This window comes from Hymenobacter yonginensis (genome assembly GCF_027625995.1).
In the GTDB taxonomy this organism is placed as follows: Bacteria; Bacteroidota; Bacteroidia; order Cytophagales; family Hymenobacteraceae; genus Hymenobacter; species Hymenobacter yonginensis.
Genome location: NZ_CP115396.1, coordinates 1,897,929 through 1,915,020, shown reverse-complemented (window position 1 = coordinate 1,915,020; position 17,092 = coordinate 1,897,929). Strand labels below are relative to the sequence as shown.

Below are 17,092 nucleotides of genomic sequence, written 5' to 3'. Positions count from 1 at the left end.
GCTATATGGAAATTTCATCACCCCATTTCATTGAAGTGATTTCAGGAACAATTTCGTAAATGTAGTTTTTCAATGCTGTTGCGCCCATGCTTCCAACAAGTTGAATAACTAAGTCACTTCTCATGGAAATTTGATGAAACTCATGTTGGCTAGCTATTCTAGTCGCAATAAGTTTCCCGCTATTTGTTATTTTAAGATTTACTGTTTTGTTATCCAAAAAAGCATCGACTAACCCACGCGCTATCAGTAAGCCTATCCATCTTCTGTATCTATCATCCCAAGGACCATATCTAAATCTGATCATCTTGGCTTCTATTGTCTTAGTCTCCTCTTCCATAATTGGCTGAGCATCACGAGCAGCCTTGTTCCCTTTTGCTTTAGTAAGTGACTTCGCTTTTACGACTCTATCAAGGCAGTTGGGATACCGTAACAAAAAATCAAGTTTTGCCAATTTTGTAATGCCTTCAATAAATTTGCTCTCGGCATCATCAAATGAGTTAAGCAGAAGTATCAATCTTGCGAGATGAAACTCATCCTGCTTTTCTAGTTGTGCGGAGGCTTTTATGACCTTTAAGCTCATATTTGTGAGCCTTTTAAAATGAATTCAGGGCTCCACCAGATTTTACATTCTTCTGTAAGCAATCCGGCAACTCCTAAGAGTAATTCATATGGCTGCCCATAAATAACTTTAGAGTCATTGTTAGATACTGTCCTCAGTGATGAATATACACTGCTAAGCATTTTGCTTCCGTAAGCATTTTCGCCATCTGAATTCAATGTTGCGGAAAGTTCAGCCTCTTCACAAATTGACTGAACCATCCCTTCTATAACCTTTATGTTGTTTTCGTCAAACCCCGGTATTTTTGATAACTCCATTAATTTTCTTTCAGCTGTAAGTGCGAGATCTTTAATCCTTGAGATATGTTTATGTTGAATCTGTCCAACCTGCATCTTCTCGCTAGTTATAGGCATGGCCCTATCTATTGCAGCTAATCTGATAGGTTCATAACTGGAATAATAATCACTTGCCAAATTATTGTCATTCTCATAAAATTGAACCAATTTTTTTATTTCATCAATAAATATTCTTTTATGATTTATATATATATGTTGATTGCATTTGGAATTTGTTACAGTCCATCTGTCAGGTTGTGCATTTGATAATGATGATGAATTAAATATTCTTAAAACAATTTCATTTGCAAATTTTATAATTTTATTATTTTGCCAAGAAGATATTCCAGGAATCTGAGTTAAATGACTTTGAACAATGAACTCAAAAAATCCATCTCTACTAGGGCCAGATGTCCAGTGTATTCTTCTCAAGACCGATAGCAGTGTTTTGTCATTAATGCTAGATATTCCTTTCTTAAATATGTATTCTTTGATGTTGATGTATGTATTTATAAAGCCTTCTTTGTTGTCATTGTTGTGATTTAACAATGAAATTGCTTCGCAAAACGTTGTGGGACATTTTGCCAATTCCGTTACGTCCTTTGATCTCCTGTCAGCATATCTGGTATTGGAAACAATGTAATAATTTTCTATATAGTTAGGATATGTTGTTTCTATATGATAAAATCTATAAATAGTTTTTAAGATCTGTTCATCAGTTATTTGCCACTCACCATTTTCAGGGGTGCTTGTCTTAATTTGAATTGCATCGTACTTGCCATTGGGTAGTTCGCAAAGAAAATCATCTTGCTGTTCACAGTACACGGAGATGTAAGCCTTCCTGTCAGCCCGATTAATTATAGAGTCTGCTAGCAGTATAATGCCGTAGCATACCTGATATCGAAAATTTCTTAGTGTTTCATCACCAGGATCATTCCAATTAGTTACTTGTACTGGGCTGAAAATCGATGCTGACATTAGAGGACGCTAATAGCTGGAGAAATAATTCGTATTCCTGAAATGACATTAATCCATGACGCGTTTTATCTATGCTAGATTTTTAAGATGTCTAGTATGATGAATTCAGGCTGGTGCGAGTCACTCTAATTTGGTATTTGGGAAATGGCAAATGTTATCAAACCTTTCGTCGCTTCTTTATCTTGCTAAGTTTCAATTCAGCTTGAGCAGCAAGATGCTCAGCGCTATATATATAGGTTAGTATTGCATCCAACAGGGCTCTGACAATTGGTAGTTCTGCTGTACTCAGGTCACCAGAGCCAACATGAGCTCCGATATTTCTAAAGTTGCGGACACCACTGGCTACTTTCACTAGCTTCTCCGGGATGTCGCCTTTAACAGCTAGCTCTTCAAGCATCAGATAAAGTTTGTCACTCTTAGCCCCCCTGTCGTAGCAAACGAATTCTAAAATTCGGCCCAGTAACAAAGCATAGGCATGGACATCGATTGATTTAACTTTTTCAGCTGATGTTAGGTACTCCAGTATTTTAGCAGGAAGACCTACTGGAAAGGCCTGATGTTGAGGATAAACTAGTGTTTCATTTACATCTTCTTCTGCATCCATCGAGTCATGCCAGAAATAAGTAAGTATATTTATTTTCAAACAGTTAGGGCATTTGAGTACACGGTAAAAGTCACCACTTTCATAATACCCATGTTTATGGTCCCCTTCGGACACAGTATCGTCAATTACCCCTTTCTTAATCATGTAAGAGGTGTTACCACAGTGACCACAGTTATGGGTTTCTGAGGTGATGTTTGCAGTAGTAGCCATATTCAGGTTTTTATTAATTGCCACGGTTATGCCCGCCCTCCGCAACCCCAGCATCTCCGGCTTTAGGCTTTCGGAATAGGTCTTTAAGGAGGATAAGAACTGCCCATGCTTGTGGAATGGCGCAAGCCAAGGTGATGAGGATGGTGCTGATGGGAAGCTGCTGGCCGAGAAGTTTAGGTGCGTAAACGGCTAAGCCGACTAAGAACAGGAAAATGAAGTAGACTTTGGCCCAATGATATCCTTGCCGAATGAGCCAGACAAATACTAGACCTGGCAGCAGGTTGAATGCCAGGAAGACAAGTGTGCCGAGGAAGTGCGAAGAAAAAGCATGCTTGAATTGATACACTTCGGCCACCAGACCGAGTATGAAATTCACCAAGAGCAGATTCGACGCCCTGACGTCGTTCCTACGAATCGTGACTGCCATATCAGCTCACCCGGTTATGCCCGCTCTCTGCCACGCCAGCAGCGGCGCGGCGCGTGAGCGTATCCCGGAACAGAAAAAACGCAATGACTAGCACTAGGAGCAAGGCGAATTGGTCGCGGCCTGTTGTCCAGAAGTGTTGCTCCAGCAGGTAAGAAGCGGATTGGCTGAAGTGGTAGAGGAAGAAGGCCAGAAACAGCCCGTAGACCACCTTAGCCCAGGTTTTGCCGGCATAGATACCGATACCAAGGCCGATCATGCAGGCGAGTTCTGCCAGGCAGATAAGCACGATGCTCGCCAGGGCTCCACTGTTCATGCCCTGGTGCTGGGACATGCCAAACGGCTGAGGGAGCATCAGGCAAAATACGGGCAAAACATAGACGGCTATGAACACGAAATAGAGCGTAGCGGCTATCAGATTGTTGTTGTGTAAGGATAGAGGCATAGACGATATCAGGTTACTTACTTAACTGCATCTCCAGCAACTGGATGATGCGCTCCTTGTCCCGGAGCTGGGATTCCAGTCTTTCTACCTCTCGCTGAAGCGCCTTTACCTGCTGCTCCTGCGCGGTGGCATCTTCCGGCCGCTTCACATCCAACACCTGCACCTCTGGAGCCCCGGTAAGGAACATCTCGCCTTTGCCGAGCAGGAGCCAAGCAGGATTTAAATGCTCAATTGAGTTCAGAAGTGTTCCTATGTAGTCAGCATTAGGAACTGAGCCTCGTGTTGTGTAGCCTCGTGTTGTTCCTTCGTTTACCCCATACTTCTCACTGAAGCTCCTCGGATTCAGGCCCAAAGTTTTGATGAGAGTTGAAAGACGCTGACTTACAGTTTCTTGGCTCATATAAGTGAGCAATTGAAAATTATTTCTATTAGCAATTGTCCATAATTGGACGATTGAGCGTATGTTTGTGCAGTACCGCCCCCAAGTAACTACGCTCGGGGCGAAACCTGCCAAACACGATGGAAGAGCAAGCCGTCTATTCTGCCCCGCCGTACCGCCTCATCGCGCCGCTAGCCCAGTGGCTGAGCGAGCAGGGCTACGTGGTGGAGGTGTACCCGCTGTTTGTGAACGACGACACCCACCTGGGCCTGACGGCCCGCCTGGTGTTTGCCTCCGGCAACGCCCTGCGCTTCCTGGCGGAAGCCACGCCCGAACTGCTGCAATGCAAGCTCAACGGGGTGGTAGCAGAGCGGCTGGAGCACGGCTTCGGCTGGCTGCGCGTGAGCAGCGTGGCGCAAATCCAGTGGCTGCTGGCCGCCTCGGCCTTCCAAGGTGCCGCCGCTGCCCAGCCGCCCGGGCCACCGTCTGTGGCGCATGGCTGGCTGGTCTCGCGGTGTCCCGAATGGGACTAAAATTCTTCCACGGCCTGTGTGAGCTTGCCCAAGTACAGCTTGCGCTGGTCCTCGCCTGAAAGTTGAACGAGCGGGGGCGAAGCCGGTGGAGAGGCCACTGCCTGAAGCTTTCCGAGCGCCTTGGCGACTACCTGCGCCACCTCGGGCTCCAGCGGTTGCTGCTGCAAGGCTTCCAACTGCTGCTGCCATTCGTCTCGCAACTCCATGAGCAGTTGCAAATCGTGCGGCTCACGAAAGAGCCGGAGCATCTGCTTTCGAATGCTCACCAACTCAGGCGGGTGTTTACTGGGATTCGACATACACTCCAAACATACGCTTTCGCCATGACAAACAAGCAACGGTACTACTACCTGCAGGCCGAAGTCTGCGAGCTGCTGCCGCCCTACGCCGTGGACATGGCCATTCGCGCCGGCTACGGCCAGCAGTACGAGTCCGTGTCGCGCCGGCTCTCGCACGTCAAGCAGGGCAAGATTGCCAACCTGCCCGACCTGATTGCCTTGGTGGAGGCCGCGCTGCCCGCCTACGCCATTCCGGCCCACCTGCGCCCGCAGGCCGAGGCGACCCTATCCGAGAAGTAAGTCCACTTTTTCGCCTATACCCTTATGCACCTCAACACCGACCCCACGCCGCCGGCCCGCCGCCCGTGCCTGCGTGATCTGGCCACGCTCACGGCCACGCTCTTGCCCCCGGCCCTGGTGATGCTCGCCCCGCTGCCGGAGCTGGAGCGCCGCTGCCACGAAATCAACGCCACCCACCCGCAGTACCGCGAGGAAACGCCGCTGGTGGTGGCCTACGAGCACCGCCGCCGCGAGCAGCTCAGCGGCGCGCTGCGCCTCACGGGCCAGCCCGCCGGCTCCGTGGTGCTAACCGCCCAACCCGCCTCCCGCGCATGAAAAAGCAGTTCGACACCCCCGTTTCGCTCACCGACGCCCGCACCGGCAAGCGCGTGCGCGTGCAGGCGCTGCCCGCCGGCTGCGCCCTGGTGCCCACGCCCGAGCCCATCCTGGGCTACACCTACCAGCGCGGCCACCTGACGGTGTACGTGAGCGGCACGATGCCCCCGGACATGCGCACGGCGCAGCAGGAGGGAAGCCTCTCGGAGGAAACGCTGCTGGTGCCCACGCTGCCGGCCGGCATCCGCGAAATCGACCTCACCGACTGCCGCCGCGAGTTTCAGCTGCTGCTGCCGCTGGCCGCCTGAATAAGCCGCCGTTTCGTCTACTATCCCTCTCCATTGCCTTATGCAAGCACTTGATCTGGCCACGGCCGGCTTCATTTCGGAGCACTTTCAGTCCATTCTCACCCAGCTGCAGGCCATGGAGCAGGCGCTGCCGCTGGCCGGCGCCGACGTGCCCCGCCTGCTGAGCATCGAGCAGGTGATGGCCCACTGCGGGGTGAGCCGGGCGACGGTGCAGCGCTGGCTGCACAAGGGCAAAACCGGCCGCCGCGGCACGCTCATCACCCTGCAGGCCTACTGGTTCAGCCCCACCCAGCCCAGCATTCCGTGGCCGGCGCTGGCCGCCTTCGGGCAGGGCCTGGACTTCGACCTGAGCACGCTCAACCTGGGGGCCAAAGCCGCCCCCGAGCCGGCCGCCCCGCTCAAGCGGCGGGCCGCCTAGCCGACGCCTGCCGGCCCATTCGCCTTCTCCCCATCCGTTGCCATGAAACCCGCCCTGACCCTATACACCTCCAACCCGGCCGACGCCGGCTTTCGGAGCCTGGCCGCGCTGCTCTCGCAGCAGCAGCCCGTTACCCTGCGCCACCTGGCCGAGCTGCCCCCGCCGGACCGCCGCCGCCGCCAGCAGCTGCGCGCCGAGCTGGGCGTGCTGCGCGAGCAGCTCGACTCGGTGCGCTACCTGCTGGGCGTGGGCCAGAGCCAGCCCCGCCGCTACGCGCAGGAAATCGAGCTGCTGCAGGCCGACTGCACCCGCATCGAGGGCCTGATGGCCGGCCTCGAGCAGCAGCTGGCCGAGCTGCCGCCGCTGCCCGAGCAGCAGGAAGGAGGGCAGGCCGCATGATACTGTCGCTGAACCTGCCCCCGGCCCCCGACGCGGCCCGCCTGCGCCAGCTGCGCCGCGACCAGCGCTCCGTGGCCCGCGAGCTGGACGAGCTGGTGCTGGCCCAGCAGGCGCTGCCGGCGGCCACGCCCCGTGCCGAGCGCCAGCGTTTGCTGCTGCGCGAGCAGCAGCTCAGCGAGCAGCTGCGCAACGTGTGCCGGAGCCTGCACCAGCTCACGCGCGCCAGCAACCGGCCGCCCTTCGCGCTGGCTGGCTAAGACTGGCCGGCTAACACACTACATACTCCCCGTCGCCCCCAGGGGGCGGCCCAGACGGGTCCGGCTTCGTCGCCGGCCGGGGAGCGGGGGTCAGCGCCATAACTGCTGCCCGGCTGCCGGCCCTGGCCAGGAATACCCGCCTGCCAGGCCCACCGACGCCACCATTGCTCCATATCCTACCTGCTCACGCGCCCTTTCTCTTTCCACCGTTTCATGCTTCGTCCTACGCTTTTACCGCTCGACAGCATTCGCCTGTCCTGGCATCGCCTTGTCGAAAATCTGCGCCAGCAGCAGGCCCCGAAGGTGCACCAGCGCCGCGCCCACCAGGTGCTGGGCGTGGCGCGGCCCGCGGCCACCATCGCCACCCGCCCCAAGGCCGTGTGCGACGGGGGCAAGGAAACCGGCCTGCTGCTGATCCAGCTCGTGCGCCGCATGGTGCAGCGCCTGCTCAGCCAGGCCGTGCTGGGCGAGGCGCTGGTGGACGCGCAGGGCCGCTTCCGCCTGCCCCCGCTGGCCGTCAACGCCCGCCAGCTCATGGAGCGCCGCGGCCTGTCGGAGGTGACGCTGCGCGCCCACCTGCGCCAGCTGCAGCGCGCCGGGCTGATCGTGGCCCGCAAGTTCCGCGGCACGCGCGCCAACTTCCACGTGTGGATAGATCCGGCCTTTGTGTGGGAAGTGCCGGTGGAAAGCCTGCCTGAGGCTGTGGAGGGCCATTCGACCGCCCCCGCGGCAGGCCCTTTTTCGGGCCCCAACCATAAGAATCTTTCGCTTACTGAGGTTCTTGAACCACTAGAATCTCAGCAAGAGAAAGTAGTGCAGGTGGATAAGTCGCTACTCGGCCAAAAAACTGGAACCCCCTTACTGGAACCGGGGGGTCGCGCCGAGGCCGGGCCCGCCGACGCCGGCCAGGCGGCGAAAGGGCGGCACCAGGGGCGCGCGGCGGCCCGGGTGGCCCGCCAGGCCCCGCTGGCCCCGGATGCCGCCCTGGCGGCCCGCAAGGCCCGGGCCGGGGAGCTGGTCGCGCGGTTTTTCCAGTACGCCCGCACCATGCTCTACGCCCAGCTGCCGCCGTTTTCGGCGCAGGAGCAGCAGTGGGCCCAGCAGGCCATCTGGGAAGGGCAGTACCGGCCGGCGCTGGAATTCGCCCCCGAGCAGCACTGGGACCGGATCCACGAGCTGCTGCTGCGCCGCGTCGACCAGGCCTACTGGTACTTCCAGCGCCACCCCGAGGCCTACCCGGCCCTGCCCTGGGCCGAGGTGCACGCCGGCCGCGGCTACTTCGACGCCGGCAACATGAACGGCTTTGAGCGCACCCGCCTCTGGCTGGCCCGCAAGCTCAGCCGCAAGCAGGGCGGCCTGACGGCCCTGGACAAGGCCCTGCACACGGCCGAGCGCGAAATCCAGCAGCGCCGCGCCCTCGACCAGGGCCTGACGGTGCAGGCCTCCGACCGGGCCAAGCGCCTCTCGCTGGAAACCCTGCACTGGACCCATCGGACGCTGGTGCGCCGGCTGGCCGGCGAGCAGGGCCTCCACTGCCTGGCCGCCCGCCTCGAGCAGCTGGGCCTAGTGCGCGCCTAACCACGATTTTCTCTCACTTTTTTCTTTTCACCCCATGGTTGCCCACGTTCCTGCCACTGCCCCCGTTTCTTCCGCGTCCGTTTCCCCGGCCAGCTGGCCGGCCACGGCCCTGACCCGCGCCTGGGTGGTGTGGGAGAACGGCTTTAAGAAAACGTTTCACTCCTACGACACCAGCGGCCGCTACGAGGTGGCCGACCCGCGCCGCTACGGCATCCGCGGCTTTCGCAGCCGCGTGCTCGACAAGGCCTGGCCTTCGCCCATCAAGGAAATGATCCTCTACGACCACCAGACCGGCGCCCGGCTGGAGGTGTGGGTATCGAAAGGCGTGCGCCTGGTATGAGCGGCGGCATGAACCTGGACCAGAGCCTGAGCCAAAGCCTGCGCGCGCTCGACCAGCAGCTGCCGCTGCACCGCGACGAGGCCCGGGCCCTGTGCGACGCGCTGCGCCTCTACCACCAGCACCTGACCTGGCTCAGCGCCCGCCGGCCCCTGTACCTGGCCGAGACGATGAGCATCCGCGCCACGCTGCGCGTGCACGAGCGCCTGGCAAAGCTGCTGGCAGGGGAGTGGCCCCGCACCCGCGACCGGCACCTGAGGCCCCGCACGTGGCGGGTGGCCTTCGACGAACTGCTGCAGCTCAACGCCCTGCTGGTCGAGGGCACCCTGCTGGCGGCCGAGAGCAGCTACCAGTCGGCCTTCAACAGCCTTTACGGCAAGCTCAACCAGAAGGCCCTGAACCTGACGGCCCACTTCCAGCTCTGAGTTCCGCGCCGGCGCCGCGCCCACTCCGGCCGGCCGGCCGCGTGGTCTGGAAGGTGAACAGGGGGTTGAGTAGGCGAGTGGTAAAAAGTCTATAATCAGGTATTTATAGGGGATTGAACTTTTGGCATAGGCCTGGATATTGGGTATCTTGTTTGCCTGCGCCCAGGCGCGCAACTCCCCGCTGCCCCTGCTTGCTTGCTGCTTCCGCCCGCCGGCCCCGGCCCGGGCGCTGCAGTCCTTTTGCCCGGGGGCAGCGCCCGATAGTTTTGACTGATTCCAAGCCCCGCTATGCTTCCCCCGCTATGCTGAAGACCGTTGAGTTTCCCCTCAAGCCGCACGTGCGCAAGTACCTGAGCGTGCACCTGCGCCTGGCCCTGCACGCCGACACCAACCAGATGCAGCCCTACGTGCTCAGCACCTCGGATCAGTTCGGCAAGATGCTCTACCACCTGCTCCGGCGCCAGGTCAAGGGCCGCCTGCACCACACCGAGTCGCGCGAGGACTGCACCCAAGTGCTGACCGTGGACCTGCGCAACTTCCCGGCCTACCAGTTCGGCCTGACCCAGGTCACGGACTACACCATCTTTCACTTCAACGACTTTGTCGACGAGAACCTGCGCCAGTCGCTCTACGAGTGGGTGCGCCTGTTTGCCTCGCGCCGCCGCACCATCAAGGAAATCATCACCGACTTCATGGCCGTCTACGACCTGCGCGAGGAGGACATCCAGTACGAGACCCTGCGCAAGGCCGTGCAGCGGAACGTGAAGCTGCCGCCGCGCAAAAAAAGAGCGGATAAATCGGTAGGTAAAATGTCCCAAAAAACCGACGAGTTGTCCCGCAAAACCGGCAAGATGTCCCACAAAAGCGGCGAATTGTCCCGGCAGGGGCAGCACCGCGCTGTGCGTGAGGAACTTATGCAGCAGCCCTCGTCGCTGATCGACTTCATCCGCCAGCAGCATGGAGCCCCGCTACAGTAACCTGCGCCCGGAACCCGGCCTCGACAACCTGGGCGGGGTGGAGGCGCTCTGGTACACGCCGGCCCGCAACCTGGTAGGCTTCCCGCACCGCGGCCCGCTCACCATCGCCCAGCTCGAGCTGGCGCCCGGCGCCGTCTGGTACCAGCTGGTGAGCGTGCGCGGCTCGGTGCGCTTCACCCAGCCCGGCAAGGACTACGGGCGCCACGGCAGCGGCTTCAGCCCGAAGCTGCAGGGCGAGCTGGCCCGGCACTCGCCGGAGCTGGCTGCCGGCCTCGAAACGATGGAGGGCGGCCGCTTCGTGGCCCTGTACCGCGACCTGAACGGGCAGGTGCAGCTCGTGGGCACGCCCGAGCACCCGCTGCAGTGGCGCGAGAGCTACAGCAGCGGCTCGCAGACCCAGCGCAACGGCTACGAGTGGAGCCTGTCGGGTGAGGCGCTGCGCCGGGCGCGCCCCTACACCGGCACCTGGCAGGTGGCCGAGTATGGCCAGCAAAGCGGCGTGGTGCTCGTGCCCGGCGCCGGCGGCACGGTGCAGCTGCGCACGGCCGCCGGCCAGCTGCTGGCCACGGTGCCGGCCGGCAAGACCATCGTGCTGCGCTCGGGCTTTAAACTCTCTTACCAAATCCTCTGATGGCCCTTCCCGCAATTCCCCCGCAGCCGCCGCTGCTGCTCACGCCGGCCGGCTTTCTCAACCGCTACCAGGCCGTTTTTGCCGACAACGTTACCTTCAACATCGCCGAGGCCGACCTGCGGGCCCAGGCCCGCGACCTGGCCGACCTGTTTCTGCTCTGGAGCAAGCTCGGCCAGCCCTTGCTGCTTTCCACCCTCGATGAGCTGGCCACCGTGGATCAGCGCATCACGGTGGTGGGCCAGGCGGCGCTGGTGGCCAACGCCACCGACTCGGCTTCCGCGGCCAGCGGCGTCGAGGCCGGCGAGGCCGAGTTCATCCTGCGCCGGGACTCCACCGGCCCGCTCTGGGCCTACGTGAGCGTGAAGAGCTCTGCCCGGGTGCGGGTGCGCTGGCTGCCGGTGGGCGACCCCAGCGCCCGGCCCGAGTTCCTGCCCTGGCTGCAGCTGGAGGACTACCCGGTCAAGGCCGGCGACGCGTTCAAGTACCAGTTCGAGGACGGCCAGACCATTCCGCTGCAGGCCCGCCGCGACCTGCCCCTGCCCGGGGCCGGCATCCTGAACCCGGTGCCCACGGGCGAGGCCGATGATCCGAACTACCTGCCGCTGGCCCCGCTCGTGTCGAGTCTGCCGGGCGGGGCAGGCTTCTCGCCAGCCGCGCTGGCTGCCGCCATGCACCCGGAAAGCCAGTTGATGCTGGATGAGGTGGAAGGGCAGGTATACGGCAGCTTAGCCGCCGGCTCAATCGGCAGCGACCATATCCGCGCTGCTAATGTGCTGCGCCGGCATCTGGAGACGGCGCTGCAGCAGGAACTGGCCACGGCCACGGCGGCCGTCACCAGTCAGGCCCGGCTGATCTGGCCCAACGGGGCTCCTCGTTTCTACAGTACGCTGGCCGCGGCCAACGCCCTGGCCGATTACGGCGACACGGTGGAGGCCATAGGTACGGCGCCGGTGCCGGTACTCACGCTCAAAGGCGGCGTGACCTACGCCACGGGGGGGCGGATGGTGAACTGGAACCTGCTCACCGACGACGGCCTCACCATCATTACCTGCAAAGTAGTGGGCAACAGTCCCGAGGGCCGTTACGGCGGCGGTGCTATTTCCGTGACTGGCGCCGGCTCTGATATCGTAGTGGAAAAGGCGCTGTATCCGAACGCGGGCACGGCCGTTAGCATGTCGGCCGGCCGGCTCACGCATTCGGGCCTGTTGCGAGGCGACTCGACGAACAATACGGTAGCCGTGCTCAGTGGCACGGCCATCTTCCGCCACGTCGCTGGGCCGGTGCGGCTCGGCGGCTCGAAGGGTTTCGTGCTGAGCGGCTCCGCGCAAGCGCTGATCAAGTCGGATGCCGTCATCGAGCAGAGCTACCACCGCCTGGTCGACTGCGCAGGCACCGCCAAAATCCGCATTGAAGGTGGCAGTCTGTTCACCGGCCTGGGCTTTGCCCTGTCCGAAATCGTGTACATGAGCAGCGGCGAGGTAACGCTGGCCGATGGCGTGTACGATAACACCAGCACCAGCGCGCCGGGCGCGTACCTGACCGGGGGCACGCTCATCCTCGACAACGCAACGATAAAGAGCATCGGCGGCACGGCGGGCACAGTCCTCCTGCGCAACGGGGGTAAGGTAACGGGTGCCATCTCCGCTCAGCTGACGGTCGTGAATGAGAACACCAGCGGAGCCAGCGGGCCAAGCGAGTTGCACATCGGCAGCACGAACGGCCTGCGCGTGCGCCGTATCCGCCTCACCAGCCACATCACGCTGCTGAGTATGCTGCTCGACGACAACGCGGCCAGCGTGGCCTACCAGGTGGCCACCTTCAGCACCGGCACCTGGACCGGTACGGCCGACCTGAACGCGCTGGCCGAGGCGCAGGCCGCGTTGCCGGCTGCCGGCAACGCGCAGTACGCGACTGGTGTGGCCCTGCTCGTGAAAACCAATCCGGTTACGCCGGCCAACGCTTCCAACGTGATTCTCTCTTATGCCTAAGCTGCAGTTTCTACAGGCCAACCGCAATGCATTTTACCCGCCCCCGGCAGGCGGTGGGCCGGTGCTGGAATTCGTGACCTATCGCGACCTGAACGCCACCACGCAGGACCTGGCCACCGGCACGCTCACCTCGACCGGGGCGTATGCGTACGGCCTCGGGACCAAAAAGGCTGTGCTCCCAGGCCGCGCCAGCCTGGAACTGCAGCACAACCCAATCTTCGATTACGGCATTGCCGGCTGGTATTCCGACTCGTATGCGGCCTTCGCCAACGTGCGGTATGGCATCTACGTGGACTCGGCCACCACCTGGATGGTTTTCGTGGAGGGCTCCGGCTCCGGCTATCCCGGCGGTGGCTGGAACCCATCGGACGTGTTCCACATCAATATCTACCCGGACCGGGTGGAGTGGCTGCGGAACGGCGAACTGGTGTACACGCTGCAGCAGGCACCCGCTTATGCAGAGTTGTGGGCTGGCGGCTATATGAGCTACGGTCAATGCGCCTGGACCATGCGAGCCGGCGCAGAGAATTACGTGCTGCGCTAGCACTACTGCTGCCGCCTTACACTGTCACGCCCCCGACCCACCCGGTCGGGGGTTTTTTGTGTCCTTTCTGCCGGACTGTGGCGCCGGCAGCTTTGCATCACTTCAACCCTGAAACTGATGCGCGTACACCCGCTCCTTATGGCTGTGCTCAATGGCTTCTTCCTGCTGGAAGGCTCTGCCATTCATACGTATCTGCCCATTGCCGAGCAGATGCGCGAGGGCAAGTTCCGCGCCTCCGACTGGGTGGAAGGGGAGCTGCCGGAGTCGTCGCGGGCCATCCAGGTGTTTGTGCCGCACGCGGCCGAGCTGGGTTTGATGGGCTACGAGTCGCTGGCCGACGTGCCGGCCGGCTCAGTAGCGGTGCACACTATTGAGGGCGTGATGATGGAGGCCGACACGTGCTGGAGCCTCGGCACGCAGAGCCTCGGCCGGCTGATTCAGCAGGCCGACGCGCACGAGAGCATCGTGGCGCACGTGGGCCGCTTCAACACGCCCGGCGGCTCGACGAGCGGCCTGGAAACCTTTGCCAGCATCATCGCCGGCACCCAGAAGCCCTTCGTGAGTTACGCCCAGCAGATGTGCTCGGCCGGCTATTGGGCCGGCTCCGGGGCCAACGGCGGCATCGTCGTGGGGGGCCGCACGGCCATGCTCGGCTCCATCGGCACGAAGGTCAGCTTCCGCGACTACTCCAACGCCATGGCCGCCGCCGGCGTCGTCGACCACGACATCGCCGCCACCAAGTCCACCAACAAGAATGCGGCCTTCGAGCAGGCCGTGAAGGGCAACTACAAGCCCATTCGCCAGCAGCTGCTGGATCCGCTCAACGAAGTGTTCCTGGACACCGTGCGCCAGAACCGCGCCGGCAAGCTCGATTCGAAGCTGGAGGACGAGCTGCTCAGCGGCATGGTCTACATCGGGGAGGCCAACGTGCAAAACGGCCTGGCCGACCGCATGGGCACCTTCGAGGATGCCGTGCAGCTGGCCCTGGACATGGTCCGGAATGCCGCCGAGAACGGCGGCAGTACTCCCAAAAATGCCACCAATTCAACTGCAAATACCATGTTCGGAAAGAACAAATTCTCGGCCCTGACCGCTCTGGCAGGCCTGACTGGCGCCGCCGTGACCACCCCGTTGGTTGAGGCTGCCAACGACCAGCTCGAAGAGGCTGGCATCACTGGCGTGGCCCTCGTGAGCGAGGCCGCCTACACGGAGCTGGTGGCCAAGGCCGGCCGCACCGACACGGCCGAGGCCGCCGTGGCCACCGCACAGAAGGAAGCCACCGACGCCAAAGCCGCCCAGAAGACGGCCGAGGACGCTGTAGCAGCTGCTGAAAAGCGTGCTGGCGAGGCCGAGGCCGAGATGGAACGGCTTGCTGAGCAGCCTGGCGCTACCGTGACCAATCCCCGCAAGTCGAAGGAAAAGAACGACGTGGAAGGGGAGGCCAGTGCCAACGACCATCAGAAGACGGTGGACGCGCTGCACGCCAAAATGCTGGGCGAGGGCTAAGCGGTTCAATCGCCCATAAAAACGAGTTTTTCACCCATTTAAGCCCACTCTAATGGCTTTACAAATTGCTGACGTAGTTGCTCAGTTCGGCGCCTACTACCTCAACCAGGGCCAGAACCTGTCGCGCCTGTACACGCTGTTGCGTTCGGCCACCACCACCGAGAGCATGTTCACGCCCATCAACACGGACGAAACCGTGTGGCGGGCTGCTAAGGCACTGTTCACCCGCGTGGTACAGCCTTTCCAGAACGGCTTTACGCCCCTGTCGGGCGTGACCTTCACGCCGCTGGAAATCAAACTCTTCAAGATGAAGGTGGACGCGCAGGAGTATCCTGACGACCTGGAATCGAGCTGGTTGGGCTTCCTCGACGGCGAGGATATTGACCGCAAGACCTGGCCCTTCGTGCGCTGGTATGTGGAAGTGTACCTGATTCCGCAGATCAAGCAGGACATCGAGTTCAACGAAATCTTCCAGGGCAAGTATGTGGCTCCCACCCCGGGCCAGCCCGGTGCCGCTGGCACGTCGCTCAACGGTCTGAAACACACCATCAACACTCAAATCACGGTCGGCCGCATCGAGCCCATCGTGACCGGCGCGCTGGAGCTGACGGATCCGCTGGCGCTGGTAGACCAGTTCGAGGCCTTCGTGGACGGCATCCACAAGGACTACTGGAACATTCCCATGATGCTGGGCTGCTCGGAAACGGTTGCCCGCCAGTTCCTGCGGGGCCAGGAGCGCAAGTATGGCAAAAACACCGGTGGTGGGGCCCTGGGCCTGACGGTGAACAACACCAACATCACCCTGCAGCCGCTGCCCTCGCACCGCAACACGCAGAAGATCTGGTGCACGCCCAAGGGCAACGCCGTGATGCTGCGCAAGCGCATCCAGAACCAGACGAAGGTGCAGGTGGAGAGCGTGGACCGCTTGCTCAAGTTCTTCACCGACTTCAGCATGGGCATCGGCTTCATCATCCCGGAAATCGTCTTCACCAACGACCAGGAGCTGGTATAAGCCACGTGAGCAAGGGCCGGCCCCAGGTGGGGCCGGCCCTTGCTGACACCCAGTAAATCATCGTTCAACTACCGATTTCACCCCCGCCACGTCATGGCCAAGGAAACCAACAAATCCGAAACCCGCCAGCCCACGATTGAGTCGCTGACAACCGAGAATACCCGCCTGCAGGGCGAGCTGGATGCCGCCAACATTGTCATTGCCGGCCAGGCCGCCGCCCTGAAAAAGGCCGAGACGGCAGCTGCGGCCAGTGACGCCATTGTGGTGACCCACGAGGACAAGCAGTACCGCGTGCTGGGCAAGCAGTTCCGCATCAAGGGCGAGCTGGTGAAGGCCGAAGAGCTGGAGAAAAACCCGGAGGCCCTCAAACTTCTGGTGGACTCGAAGAGCGGCCTTCTGGTGCTCATCACCAAGGAAGAGGCCGCCGCCGAATAGTTCTGCTCAACAGTAGCCATTTACCCATTACACACCGACTAGAGTCCCATTCTGATGGATTTAGCCAAACTTAAAAACCTGGACGGCCCCGCCGGTGAGGACAACACGCCCGGCTTGCTCGGCTACGTGCTGTTCGCCCCGGAGGCGTGGTTCACGACCATTGCCAAGGCACCGAAGTATTCGGCTGCGCAGGCCACAGCCGGCACCTCGGCCATCATTGCCACCGACCACGTGTTCAAGGACGGCTACGGCTTCCTGAAACTCTACATCACCGTCGACTCCAACCAGCTGAAGGCGGACATCGTGGGTGAGCGGGACGGCCGCGGCCTGAAGATCAACTTCGAAGGGTTCCACCCCGGCAATAAGCCCGAGAGCCTGGAATTCCTGAACCTGGTGAAAAACATCGGCGGCATCATGCTGGTGCCCGATGCCGATGGCGAATACATCCAGGTGGGTGCCGAAGGCCTGCCGGTAGAGCTGCTGCCCAGCTACGACTCGGGCAAGCTCAACTCGGGCCGCCGTGGTACCATGGTGAAGGGTGAGGCCTATTCCACCGGCCTGAAGCTGTACCGCGGCAATATCGATTACAAGCCCGTTGCCTAACGATGGCTAAAAAGCAGGATCCTCGCCAGCTCATGCTGCGGCCGGAAGTCGCCGAGAAGTACACCGCCACTCGCACGCCTGGTGTTATCGACCTCCAGCGACTCGGCCGCCGCGTCGACCTCACGCGCATCACGGTTGCGGAGGCCGATGAGTTGGTGCAGGACCCCACATTCACCTATCTGGTGCTGAAGAAGCAGAAGCAGAAGAGAGCGGCACCAGCGGTGAGCAAGTAACCCGGAGGTGAGAGAACGGGCAAGTGAGGGGAAAGGCCTCAGCCGCATGGCTGGGGCCTTTTTTGCGTCCTTTTTCGCCAT

The 17,092-nt window shown here is 60.4% G+C and carries 26 protein-coding genes; 19 read left to right on the top strand and 7 right to left on the bottom strand.

The genetic code is table 11. The features are described from left to right. Position 1 precedes the first annotated feature (1 nt). The 6 genes from O9Z63_RS08460 to O9Z63_RS08435 all read right to left on the bottom strand — a co-directional run bounded on the left by O9Z63_RS08460 (position 2) and on the right by O9Z63_RS08435 (position 3,955). The gene (locus O9Z63_RS08460) at positions 2-580 is read right to left on the bottom strand and encodes a hypothetical protein (protein ID WP_270128866.1); all 579 of its coding nucleotides are present in this window, start codon (positions 578-580) and stop codon (positions 2-4) included. After that, positions 577-1,872 (bottom strand): dsDNA nuclease domain-containing protein, encoded by a 1,296-nt coding sequence (locus tag O9Z63_RS08455; protein ID WP_270128864.1) that lies wholly within the window; start codon positions 1,870-1,872, stop codon positions 577-579. The genes O9Z63_RS08460 and O9Z63_RS08455 overlap by 4 nt, the downstream gene beginning before the upstream one ends. 157 nt (positions 1,873-2,029) lie before the next feature. Next, positions 2,030-2,686: a DUF4145 domain-containing protein gene (locus O9Z63_RS08450; RefSeq protein ID WP_270128863.1), complete on the bottom strand. Its 657-nt coding sequence runs from the start codon at positions 2,684-2,686 to the stop codon at positions 2,030-2,032. Between the two features lie 13 nt (positions 2,687-2,699). After that, a complete protein-coding gene (locus O9Z63_RS08445) occupies positions 2,700-3,113 on the bottom strand; it encodes a hypothetical protein (protein ID WP_270128862.1) in 414 nt (137 codons plus the stop codon). Position 3,114: 1 nt separating this feature from the next. Next, positions 3,115-3,555, bottom strand: coding sequence for a hypothetical protein (locus O9Z63_RS08440; RefSeq protein ID WP_270128861.1), 441 nt, complete (start codon positions 3,553-3,555; stop codon positions 3,115-3,117). Between the two features lie 13 nt (positions 3,556-3,568). Further along, positions 3,569-3,955, bottom strand: a complete 387-nt coding sequence (locus O9Z63_RS08435) for a hypothetical protein (RefSeq protein WP_270128860.1) — start codon at positions 3,953-3,955, stop codon at positions 3,569-3,571. A 119-nt stretch (positions 3,956-4,074) separates the two neighbouring features. Here O9Z63_RS08435 and O9Z63_RS08430 point away from each other — a divergent pair, with 119 nt between their 5' ends. Continuing rightward, complete coding sequence (locus O9Z63_RS08430) at positions 4,075-4,467, top strand: hypothetical protein (RefSeq protein ID WP_270128859.1); 393 nt, start codon at positions 4,075-4,077, stop codon at positions 4,465-4,467. Here the strand turns inward: O9Z63_RS08430 and O9Z63_RS08425 are convergent. Then, positions 4,464-4,766: a hypothetical protein gene (locus tag O9Z63_RS08425; protein ID WP_270128858.1), complete on the bottom strand. Its 303-nt coding sequence runs from the start codon at positions 4,764-4,766 to the stop codon at positions 4,464-4,466. The genes O9Z63_RS08430 and O9Z63_RS08425 overlap by 4 nt on opposite strands. Before the next feature lie 24 nt (positions 4,767-4,790). On the opposite strand from O9Z63_RS08425, the gene O9Z63_RS08420 reads away from it, so the two are divergent. The 18 genes from O9Z63_RS08420 to O9Z63_RS08335 all read left to right on the top strand — a co-directional run bounded on the left by O9Z63_RS08420 (position 4,791) and on the right by O9Z63_RS08335 (position 17,011). Then, positions 4,791-5,045, top strand: a complete 255-nt coding sequence (locus O9Z63_RS08420; protein WP_270128857.1) for a hypothetical protein — start codon at positions 4,791-4,793, stop codon at positions 5,043-5,045. Positions 5,046-5,069: 24 nt separating this feature from the next. Next, complete coding sequence (locus O9Z63_RS08415) at positions 5,070-5,360, top strand: hypothetical protein (RefSeq protein WP_270128856.1); 291 nt, start codon at positions 5,070-5,072, stop codon at positions 5,358-5,360. Next, positions 5,357-5,668 carry a hypothetical protein gene (locus O9Z63_RS08410; protein ID WP_270128855.1) on the top strand — a complete coding sequence of 104 codons (312 nt, stop codon included), beginning with the start codon at positions 5,357-5,359 and terminating at the stop codon, positions 5,666-5,668. The genes O9Z63_RS08415 and O9Z63_RS08410 overlap by 4 nt, the downstream gene beginning before the upstream one ends. A 40-nt stretch (positions 5,669-5,708) precedes the next feature. Continuing rightward, the gene (locus O9Z63_RS08405; protein ID WP_270128854.1) at positions 5,709-6,086 is read left to right on the top strand and encodes a helix-turn-helix transcriptional regulator; all 378 of its coding nucleotides are present in this window, start codon (positions 5,709-5,711) and stop codon (positions 6,084-6,086) included. Positions 6,087-6,128: 42 nt separating this feature from the next. After that, the gene (locus tag O9Z63_RS08400) at positions 6,129-6,485 is read left to right on the top strand and encodes a hypothetical protein (protein WP_270128853.1); all 357 of its coding nucleotides are present in this window, start codon (positions 6,129-6,131) and stop codon (positions 6,483-6,485) included. Beyond that, positions 6,482-6,742: a hypothetical protein gene (locus O9Z63_RS08395; protein WP_270128851.1), complete on the top strand. Its 261-nt coding sequence runs from the start codon at positions 6,482-6,484 to the stop codon at positions 6,740-6,742. Before O9Z63_RS08400 ends, O9Z63_RS08395 begins: the two co-directional genes overlap by 4 nt. Before the next feature lie 213 nt (positions 6,743-6,955). Continuing rightward, positions 6,956-8,320 carry a helix-turn-helix domain-containing protein gene (locus O9Z63_RS08390; RefSeq protein ID WP_270128850.1) on the top strand — a complete coding sequence of 455 codons (1,365 nt, stop codon included), beginning with the start codon at positions 6,956-6,958 and terminating at the stop codon, positions 8,318-8,320. Between the two features lie 34 nt (positions 8,321-8,354). Beyond that, positions 8,355-8,660 carry a hypothetical protein gene (locus O9Z63_RS08385; RefSeq protein ID WP_270128849.1) on the top strand — a complete coding sequence of 102 codons (306 nt, stop codon included), beginning with the start codon at positions 8,355-8,357 and terminating at the stop codon, positions 8,658-8,660. A gap of 8 nt (positions 8,661-8,668) precedes the next feature. Further along, positions 8,669-9,082: a hypothetical protein gene (locus O9Z63_RS08380; protein WP_270128848.1), complete on the top strand. Its 414-nt coding sequence runs from the start codon at positions 8,669-8,671 to the stop codon at positions 9,080-9,082. A 302-nt stretch (positions 9,083-9,384) separates the two neighbouring features. Continuing rightward, entirely contained in the window at positions 9,385-10,059 is a 675-nt protein-coding gene (locus O9Z63_RS08375) for a hypothetical protein (RefSeq protein ID WP_270128847.1), read from the top strand. After that, positions 10,040-10,690, top strand: coding sequence for a hypothetical protein (locus O9Z63_RS08370; protein ID WP_270128846.1), 651 nt, complete (start codon positions 10,040-10,042; stop codon positions 10,688-10,690). Before O9Z63_RS08375 ends, O9Z63_RS08370 begins: the two co-directional genes overlap by 20 nt. After that, positions 10,690-12,678 (top strand): hypothetical protein, encoded by a 1,989-nt coding sequence (locus tag O9Z63_RS08365; protein ID WP_270128845.1) that lies wholly within the window; start codon positions 10,690-10,692, stop codon positions 12,676-12,678. Before O9Z63_RS08370 ends, O9Z63_RS08365 begins: the two co-directional genes overlap by 1 nt. Beyond that, complete coding sequence (locus O9Z63_RS08360; protein WP_270128844.1) at positions 12,671-13,222, top strand: hypothetical protein; 552 nt, start codon at positions 12,671-12,673, stop codon at positions 13,220-13,222. The genes O9Z63_RS08365 and O9Z63_RS08360 overlap by 8 nt, the downstream gene beginning before the upstream one ends. A gap of 138 nt (positions 13,223-13,360) precedes the next feature. After that, on the top strand, positions 13,361-14,728 hold the full coding sequence (locus tag O9Z63_RS08355) for a S49 family peptidase (RefSeq protein WP_270128843.1): 1,368 nt from the start codon (positions 13,361-13,363) through the stop codon (positions 14,726-14,728). 52 nt (positions 14,729-14,780) lie between these two features. Further along, positions 14,781-15,740 carry a hypothetical protein gene (locus O9Z63_RS08350; RefSeq protein WP_270128842.1) on the top strand — a complete coding sequence of 320 codons (960 nt, stop codon included), beginning with the start codon at positions 14,781-14,783 and terminating at the stop codon, positions 15,738-15,740. Positions 15,741-15,833: 93 nt separating this feature from the next. Next, entirely contained in the window at positions 15,834-16,175 is a 342-nt protein-coding gene (locus tag O9Z63_RS08345; RefSeq protein ID WP_270128841.1) for a hypothetical protein, read from the top strand. Between the two features lie 54 nt (positions 16,176-16,229). Next, a complete protein-coding gene (locus O9Z63_RS08340; protein ID WP_270128840.1) occupies positions 16,230-16,778 on the top strand; it encodes a hypothetical protein in 549 nt (182 codons plus the stop codon). Positions 16,779-16,780: 2 nt separating this feature from the next. Next, a complete protein-coding gene (locus tag O9Z63_RS08335; protein ID WP_270128839.1) occupies positions 16,781-17,011 on the top strand; it encodes a hypothetical protein in 231 nt (76 codons plus the stop codon). Positions 17,012-17,092 lie beyond the last annotated feature (81 nt).